Here is a 5,269-nt window from a genome sequence, read left to right as displayed (position 1 = left end):
CTTTCTCCAACGTCATCTCGTCCGCGAGGAGGCCGCCACCCCGCGGCAGGTCTTCACTTGCCACCCAAGGAGTCGTCCCATGCGTCACACACACTTCATCTCGAGCGTCGCGCTTGTCGCGGCCGTTGTCTTATCGGGATGCAACGAACAGAAGGTCGCTCAGAACAGTACAACCGGCACAAGCGCCGCGAGCAATCGGAGCAACTATCTGACCGTCCCCTCCGGCACGCCGATCGAAGTCACTCTCGCAACTCCTCTCACGTCGGAAACCGCCCATGCCGGGGACTCCTGGAGCGGTTCGGTCATCAATGGCGCCCAAGGGATCCCGGCCGGCAGTTCGGTGAGCGGCACGATCATCGGGGCCAAGGCCGCGGAGAAGGGCGATCGCGCGATGCTCGACTTGGGTCTGACGTCGATCACGGTCGCGGGACACCGGTACATGGTGCACGGCAGCACGGAAGCCATCATCGCCGGCTCGACGCGGGCGCGGAATCTCGGTGCGATCGCGGGTAGCGCGGCTGCCGGCGCCCTGATCGGCAATGCGGTCAGCGGCTCGACCAAGGGAACGGTCATCGGAGGGGTGATCGGTGGCGGCGCCGCGACGGGTGTCGTGGCCGCCTCGGACGGCTATCAGGTCGTGCTCAAGTCGGGCACGCCCCTCACATTCACGACCAACGAGTCCGTCGCCGTGCGCCCCTAGCGCGCGGGAACGCACGATGCCCCGCATCGCACGCAAATCGGACGGCCGGCGCATCTTCAGCGCCGACTTCAAGCGTGAGCAGGTCGGCCGACTATGGCGCGGCGAAATGACCGTCGTCGAGCTCAGCCGAAAGCTGGGGATCGCGCCGAGCCTGCTGCAGCGCTGGAAGCGACTCATGTCTCAGGAAACCAATGGCCTGGATGGGGCCAGGGGGCGCGTGACAGCGGCGACCCATTCGCGAGCGGACCAATACATCCGCGAGCTGCAACTGCTGGTCGGGAAGCAGACGGTGGAGCTGGAGCTTCTGCGGGCGGAGTTGGATGTGCTCAAGAGGCGACGGCGCTCCAGTAACGCGTCGACACGGTAGCCCGCCCGACTGGCGGGCGCTCTTCTCGGCGTCCCCAGTCGGGGCGGGAGCCGTCATTTCAGGTCGCGGGGCGGTGCCGGATACCGCTCCGATCAAGAGAAACGGATGAAAGCATGAAGACCTTCGGATTCGCACTGGTGGTTCTCGGAATCCTCGCGCTGGCTTATGGCGGGGTCAGCTACAACCGGCAGAAGACGGTCGTCGATGTCGGCCCGTTCAAGGCCACTGCCACCGAACAGAAGAACATTCCGCTGTCGCCCATCGTCGGAGGCATCGCGTTGATTGGCGGTATCGCTCTGCTGATGGCTCCCAGGAAACGCCATTCATGAAACAGGAGGAACCTCGATGAGAACTGCTGTCCAACACCATTCGACAGACCAAAGGCTGCGGCTCCTCGGTCGTGCGCTGTTCGGCGCCGCTCTGTTGCTGACGATGCTCCTCATAGGCATTCAGCTCGCCCGCGCCACCGAGGTCTACTCGTGAGTGAGAATTCGCAGGTCAAGGACTCCCCGCGCAGCGCCGGTTCATCGGTCGCGACGGGGTTCGTGCTCGGCGCGATGGTGGGAGCCGGGATTGCGCTCCTGCTCGCCCCCGAGACCGGTAAGCAGACTCGCCGCCGTCTCGCCGATGCCGGGAGACGTTGGGGCGGTGCGGCACGGCACAGGCTCGACCAGGCGCGCGACTTCGCCCACGAGCTCAAAGAGGACGCGGAGTCGGCGCTGCGAGCCGGCAGCGAAACGCTGGAGCACGGTGGACAAGCACATGAGCCGCGCACGGCCCCGACGCCCCGATCAAAGGAGTAGGGCTGATGCGTACCAATCTACGTCTGGCGTTCATCACGACATTGGCGGCGGCGGTGGTGTGGTTCGGTTGGCCGACCGGCGCCTCCATGAGCAAGACCACCAAATCGAACTCGACGGAAGCGGGGCGCCAGCAGAACCGCCGAATCGAGATCCCAATCCATGTGAGCGCGGCGCTGCAGGAAGAGGCCGGGCATCAGGGGGGCAGGCGATGACGCGGAGCAGTCTGGCCGAGCACGAGAGCCTCGAGAAGACCTCTGACCCGAGCGTGCGTCTTCACACCTCGGTTTCGCTGCTCGCCCACGCGGAAACCGTGCTGAGTGAGCACCGAGGGCGAGTCGACAGCGACCGGGCGCTGACTCTGGCAGGCAACGTTCACCTCCCGGAGCTGCGGGCTGAAATCGCGTTCCACCATCACGGCGGGAACGGCAACGGAAGAGGATCCGTCGAGAACCACCGTGCGATTGCGACGATCGTAGCGCGCCACTTCACGATGCCGACTCCACTCCAGCATCTCGCACCGCAGGCCCGCGAGGGCAACGACGTATGGATGCGGACTCCGGCCCCCGAACACGATCCAACCTGGATCGAGCACTACGTCGGGCAATTCCAAGGCGTGCCGCTCACCCTCGACCTGCACATTCCCGTGGAAGTGACCTTGGACGTGACGTTCGCACCCGAGGAAAGCCAGAACGGCGGGGCCAAGGTGCACGTCACCGGGGAGCTGCGTTTCGAGCGATCGACCTGCATTCGATTTCTCTTCCGTGACCCTGAACAGTCCATGGAGTCCTTGGAATCCGACGGCGACGAGGCCGTGTTGATCGTCCCAGGCTCCCGTGTCGCAATTCCGAGTCAGACGATTTCGAGCATGGCGGCTCGCAGCTCGTGGATGACCGTTCGAGTGGTGGACGCCGAGCGCCGCGTCCTATGCGTCTCGCAGCCCCACCCATGATCTAGAACTTGATCGCCATCTCGAAGGCCAGCTGTGTGTAGCCGGTGGTGGGGAACAGCGTGTTGCTAAACCCTTCGTAGGTACTCTGGTCGTAGTCGCGGACGCCGGCGGTGAAGTTGATCCCGGTCGTGAAGTTACGGGTCTGAGCCAGCGAGACGCCGAGCCCGCCGTAAGCTCCGAAGTAGTTGAGTTGGTCGCTCTCGATCGTCTTCGGACCACCGTCCGCGATCACGTTGACCGGCGAGCGGTAGCTCCAGAACAACGTGCCGATTCGCATCCCCACGAGCGGGTAGATGGCGAGGAAGGTGTGCGGAGGCGTGAGGTAGTAGCGCCCGGACAGGTCCACGGCAAGCTCCAGCTCGTCCTTCAGTCCCTGCCCCGCCAGGCTCGTGGCGCTGAGGTTGGGGGAGATGACCAGGCCGGCGAGATCGATCTGCAATCGATCGGCCCCGAAGAAGCCGAAGTCGAGGCCGCCGTAACCGAATCCCTCGAATTCGTGCCCGCCCAGACTTCCGCCGCCCGCGACCACGCCCAGGATCTTGGACGGCTGCCCGCCACCACCGCCGCCGCCCGATGCCGACGGCGCAAGCGACTCGCCCGGCACGTCCGTCACACCCACCTCGACCTCGGTCCCGCCCCAGGTGGGTGGCGCCTCGTCGCCCACGTCGAGGCGCTTGCGTTTCTCGGTCGAGTCCTTCGCGGCCTCCTTCGCCGCCTCGGTCAGCGTCGCGCTTCCGTCGTAGCGTTCGGGGGGCGCGCCGCCCATGAGGGCGCACCCGCTCGCAAGGATGCCGGAGAGAAAGACAGCGCAGAGTACTGCGGCTCGAAACAGCGCGGCCTCCGATCGAGGGAGCGCGAGCGTACGCCCGCGAGCGCGACTCGACAAGCGCCCCGCCGTCACGGCCGCTCGCGCACGGTCGCGATCACTTCGGAGCCGCCACCCGCGCGGACGGAATCGCAGCGCCCGCGGAGTCGTGCGTGGCCTCGTCGGCAGGGCCACGTTGGAGAGCCACGACACCGACCCTGCGAGCCGTACGGCGCAGTCAATACTTGAGACGAGGAGCCGTGCAGGTTTATTCCCCAGGGCGGGCCCCGCCTTGAACCCTGAGTTTCTAGCCGACGTTTCGGAGCAGCTCAGCCAGCCGCACCGCCGCCGGCAAGGAGCGCCGCATCAACGGCTCATCCTAGAGGATGAGAACGAGCCTTCGGGAAGCGACGCCGATGGATGTCTCGAGGCGCAAGAAGTAGACCCCTGGCGTCAGCTTTCGCCCATTGGCGAAACGACTGTCCCACCTGATGCCCGTCGTACCGGGACCCGCGAAGCCATCGTGCAGCGTCACGACGTTGTGGCCGGCGATGTCCATCACCCGAAGTCGAACGTGGCCGGCCCGCGGAATGGTCCACTGCACGCGAACCGGGCCATGAGCGGGATTGGGACCGACCGCGAGCGCGAGCGGCGCAGTCGTTGGGTTCACTCCGGTGGTTCCATCGACCGGCGTGAGCAACAGCGCCTTGTACGAGCCGCCACTCGTACTCAGCCCCCGCGCGGCGATCTGGCCGGCATCGTTGATCGCGACGGCTTCGGTGACGATCCAGCCGGGATTCGAGGCACTCACGTATCCGGGCGAGCTGGGATCGATGAGCGCGTTCAGGTACTGAGGCGTTGCGCTCGGGCTTTCCCAGATCACGGCTCCCGTGATGTTGGGTGTCGGATTGCCATAGCCAACGATCTGGTCATGGTTGTTGATTCCCAGCGCAGTGGAAACCTGGATGAGATCCCCCGGCACATTGGCGAGCGGCTGAACCATCGATCCGTCATAGAAGAACGCGGTGACGCCCCTGAATGTGGATGATCCCACCACGTGGCCGGCGTCATTGATGTCGTAGGCCGCGCTGAGCGTCGCCCCCTGCAGCAGGGGCAGGAACGTGTATTCGCCATTGGCATGGATGAAGACCCTGCTCGCCCCATCACTCGGATCGCCCATCCCGGCGATGCTTCCGACTTCGTTGATCTTCCAACCCACAGCGCTCGAGTAGCCTGGAGGATTGCCCAGGTAGGTGCCGGTTCCATCGCTGTTCCATTGCACGGGCGCCGCGTCGGACGTGAAGAGGCCATTTCTGCCGGTGATCTCACCGGCTTCGTTGATGCCACTCGCCAGGCCCCCGCTCGTGACACCGTTGAAGAGATGCAGCCTGATGATCGAGCCATTCGGCAGCCAGACCACCGGCACCTCGTGTTGCGCGAGAGGATCGTCCCCGGTGTGCCCGACGACCAGGCCAGAGGAATTGACGCCATAGGCATTGGAGCTGAAACCCGCGATCAAGCTTGGAAGCATCGATAATGTGCCGGTGGTGGCATTCGGACTGGCTGGTCGCCATACGAAAGCACGGCCGGCATCGACGCCACAAACCAAACCCATCGCGCTGATGTCGCGCGCCGTGCCGTTGAG

General features: G+C 65.2%; 9 protein-coding genes. 7 read left to right on the top strand and 2 right to left on the bottom strand.

The window, feature by feature from the left end; all coding sequences use genetic code 11:
* The first annotated feature begins 340 nt into the window (after positions 1-340).
* The 7 genes from VFQ05_04175 (at position 341) to VFQ05_04145 (ending at position 2,819) form a co-directional block, all read left to right on the top strand.
* Positions 341-700 carry a hypothetical protein gene (locus VFQ05_04175; protein ID HET9325947.1) on the top strand — a complete coding sequence of 120 codons (360 nt, stop codon included), beginning with the start codon at positions 341-343 and terminating at the stop codon, positions 698-700.
* 16 nt (positions 701-716) lie between these two features.
* Positions 717-1,067 (top strand): transposase, encoded by a 351-nt coding sequence (locus VFQ05_04170; GenBank protein ID HET9325946.1) that lies wholly within the window; start codon positions 717-719, stop codon positions 1,065-1,067.
* Positions 1,068-1,180: 113 nt separating this feature from the next.
* Positions 1,181-1,396, top strand: a complete 216-nt coding sequence (locus tag VFQ05_04165; protein ID HET9325945.1) for a DUF3185 domain-containing protein — start codon at positions 1,181-1,183, stop codon at positions 1,394-1,396.
* Between the two features lie 16 nt (positions 1,397-1,412).
* Positions 1,413-1,550, top strand: a complete 138-nt coding sequence (locus VFQ05_04160; GenBank protein ID HET9325944.1) for a hypothetical protein — start codon at positions 1,413-1,415, stop codon at positions 1,548-1,550.
* The gene (locus VFQ05_04155; GenBank protein HET9325943.1) at positions 1,547-1,870 is read left to right on the top strand and encodes a YtxH domain-containing protein; all 324 of its coding nucleotides are present in this window, start codon (positions 1,547-1,549) and stop codon (positions 1,868-1,870) included. Before VFQ05_04160 ends, VFQ05_04155 begins: the two co-directional genes overlap by 4 nt.
* A 5-nt stretch (positions 1,871-1,875) precedes the next feature.
* Positions 1,876-2,082, top strand: a complete 207-nt coding sequence (locus tag VFQ05_04150; GenBank protein HET9325942.1) for a hypothetical protein — start codon at positions 1,876-1,878, stop codon at positions 2,080-2,082.
* Positions 2,079-2,819, top strand: coding sequence for a hypothetical protein (locus tag VFQ05_04145; protein ID HET9325941.1), 741 nt, complete (start codon positions 2,079-2,081; stop codon positions 2,817-2,819). Before VFQ05_04150 ends, VFQ05_04145 begins: the two co-directional genes overlap by 4 nt.
* Before the next feature lies 1 nt (position 2,820).
* On the opposite strand, the gene VFQ05_04140 is transcribed toward VFQ05_04145, so the two are convergent.
* The gene (locus VFQ05_04140; GenBank protein ID HET9325940.1) at positions 2,821-3,585 is read right to left on the bottom strand and encodes a hypothetical protein; all 765 of its coding nucleotides are present in this window, start codon (positions 3,583-3,585) and stop codon (positions 2,821-2,823) included.
* A gap of 418 nt (positions 3,586-4,003) precedes the next feature.
* Positions 4,004-5,269: DUF3466 family protein (locus VFQ05_04135; protein ID HET9325939.1), on the bottom strand; the 1,266-nt coding region annotated here is incomplete at its 5' end.

The organism is Candidatus Eisenbacteria bacterium, from assembly GCA_035712145.1.
GTDB lineage: Bacteria > Eisenbacteria > RBG-16-71-46 > RBG-16-71-46 > RBG-16-71-46 > DASTBI01.
This window is presented reverse-complemented; position numbering and strand designations above follow the sequence as displayed.